This window comes from Romboutsia sp. 13368, assembly GCF_018336475.1.
Classification (GTDB): Bacteria; Bacillota; Clostridia; order Peptostreptococcales; family Peptostreptococcaceae; genus Romboutsia.
This window is the reverse complement of the sequence record NZ_CP048741.1, coordinates 375,775-378,173: the sequence shown is the minus strand read 5'-3', so window position 1 is coordinate 378,173 and position 2,399 is coordinate 375,775. Positions and strand designations below refer to the sequence as shown.

Genomic DNA, 2,399 nt, shown 5'->3' with positions numbered 1-2,399 from the left:
TTTCCCGGGTTCCCCTCGCTAAGCTATGTATTCACTTAACGATACTTAGACATTACTCTAAGTGAGTTTCCTCATTCGGAAATCTTCGGATCAAAGTTTACGTGCAACTCCCCGAAGCTTATCGCAGCTTATCACGTCCTTCATCGGCTCCTAGTGCCAAGGCATCCGCCCTGCACCCTTAATAACTTGACCAGTTATTAAAAGTTAGTGCCAAGGCATCCGCCCTGCACCCTTAATAACTTGACCAGTTATTAAAGTTGATTTTTAAGACTTATCTGTCTATATATAAATTAAAATGATGTCATATCACTAAATGTTATGCAGTTTTCAAAGTACTAATGGTGGAGATGAGGAGGATCGAACTCCTGACCCCTTGCGTGCAAGGCAAGTGCTCTCCCAGCTGAGCTACACCCCCATATTTTATTTTAACAACGAATTATATTTTATAATATATGTCGAAGTTTGTCAATAGAGTTTTTAATTTTTATTAAGAACCCTCAAAATTAAACAGTAGGTAATTCTCCTTAGAAAGGAGGTGATCCAGCCGCACCTTCCGATACGGCTACCTTGTTACGACTTCACCCCAGTTATTGATTTCACCTTCGACGGCCGCTTCCAAAAAATTAGCAATCCGGCTTCGGGCGCCCCCAACTTCCGTGGTGTGACGGGCGGTGTGTACAAGACCCGGGAACGCATTCACCGCAGCATTCTGATCTGCGATTACTAGTAACTCCAGTTTCATGTAGGCGAGTTTCAGCCTACAATCCGAACTGAGAATGGCTTTAAGGGATTAGCTCCGCCTCACGACTTGGCTGCCCTCTGTACCACCCATTGTAGCACGTGTGTAGCCCTAAGCATAAGGGGCATGATGATTTGACGTCATCCCCACCTTCCTCCAGGTTATCCCTGGCAGTCCCTCTAGAGTGCCCAACTTAATGCTGGCAACTAAAGGCAAGGGTTGCGCTCGTTGCGGGACTTAACCCAACATCTCACGACACGAGCTGACGACAACCATGCACCACCTGTCACTTCTGTCCCCGAAGGGAAATCTCCGATTAGGGAGAGGTCAAAAGGATGTCAAGCTTAGGTAAGGTTCTTCGCGTTGCTTCGAATTAAACCACATGCTCCGCTACTTGTGCGGGTCCCCGTCAATTCCTTTGAGTTTCACTCTTGCGAGCGTACTTCCCAGGCGGAGTACTTAATGCGTTAGCTGCGCCACCGAAGGGGGTAACCTCCGACAGCTAGTACTCATCGTTTACGGCGTGGACTACCAGGGTATCTAATCCTGTTTGCTCCCCACGCTTTCGTGCCTCAGTGTCAGTTACAGTCCAGAGAGCCGCCTTCGCAACTGGTGTTCCTCCTAATATCTACGCATTTCACCGCTACACTAGGAATTCCACTCTCCTCTCCTGCACTCAAGTTTCCCAGTTTCAAAGGCTTACTACGGTTGAGCCGTAGCCTTTCACCTCTGACTTAAGAAACCACCTACGCACCCTTTACGCCCAGTAATTCCGGATAACGCTAGCCCCCTACGTATTACCGCGGCTGCTGGCACGTAGTTAGCCGGGGCTTCCTCCTCAAGTACCGTCATTATCTTCCTTGAGGACAGAGCTTTACGACCCGAAGGCCTTCATCGCTCACGCGGCGTTGCTGCATCAGGCTTTCGCCCATTGTGCAATATTCCCCACTGCTGCCTCCCGTAGGAGTTTGGACCGTGTCTCAGTTCCAATGTGGCCGATCACCCTCTCAGGTCGGCTACTGATCGTCGCCTTGGTGAGCCGTTACCTCACCAACTAGCTAATCAGACGCGGGTCCATCCTGTACCGCAAAAGCTTTGATACTTCTACCATGCGATAAAAGCATATTATCTCGTATTAGCATACCTTTCGGTATGTTATCCGTGTGTACAGGGCAGGTTACCCACGCGTTACTCACCCGTCCGCCGCTCTTCTCCGAAGAGAATCGCTCGACTTGCATGTGTTAGGCACGCCGCCAGCGTTCATCCTGAGCCAGGATCAAACTCTCAAATAAAAGTTGTTACCTGCTCAGACTAATCATTATCTGAATATCTGGCTTGGTTTGTTAGTTGTAATTCTATAAATTAACCTACTGTTTAATTTTCAAAGTTCTTATTTAAGCGACTGTGTCGGCGCTACTTTTTTGTTTTGCCCTTTTCTTAAGGACAAGTATAACTATACCATCTTAAAATCATATCGTCAACACTTTTTTAAAACTTTTTTATATTTTTTATCTTATTTAATAAAATAAGCCATATCTACTAACTTTAGACATAGCTTATTCTTATCACAATTATAATTTTTTATACTACTTAGTAGTGAAATAATTTTGAATTCCAACATATATAGCCCATGCAATTTTTTCTTGATATTCTTCATCAA

At 45.7% G+C, this 2,399-nt stretch carries 1 tRNA gene and 2 rRNA genes (1 of these 3 running past the window's edge); all 3 read right to left on the bottom strand.

Annotation, left to right across the window (positions count from 1 at the left end):
• A 23S ribosomal RNA gene (locus G3997_RS01540) occupies positions 1-192 on the bottom strand (it extends 2,261 nt beyond the left edge of the window).
• 147 nt (positions 193-339) lie between these two features.
• Positions 340-415 (bottom strand) — tRNA-Ala (locus tag G3997_RS01535).
• A gap of 113 nt (positions 416-528) precedes the next feature.
• A 16S ribosomal RNA gene (locus tag G3997_RS01530) occupies positions 529-2,031 on the bottom strand.
• Together the 16S and 23S rRNA genes with 1 tRNA gene alongside form the textbook arrangement of a ribosomal RNA operon.
• Positions 2,032-2,399: the final 368 nt, after the last annotated feature.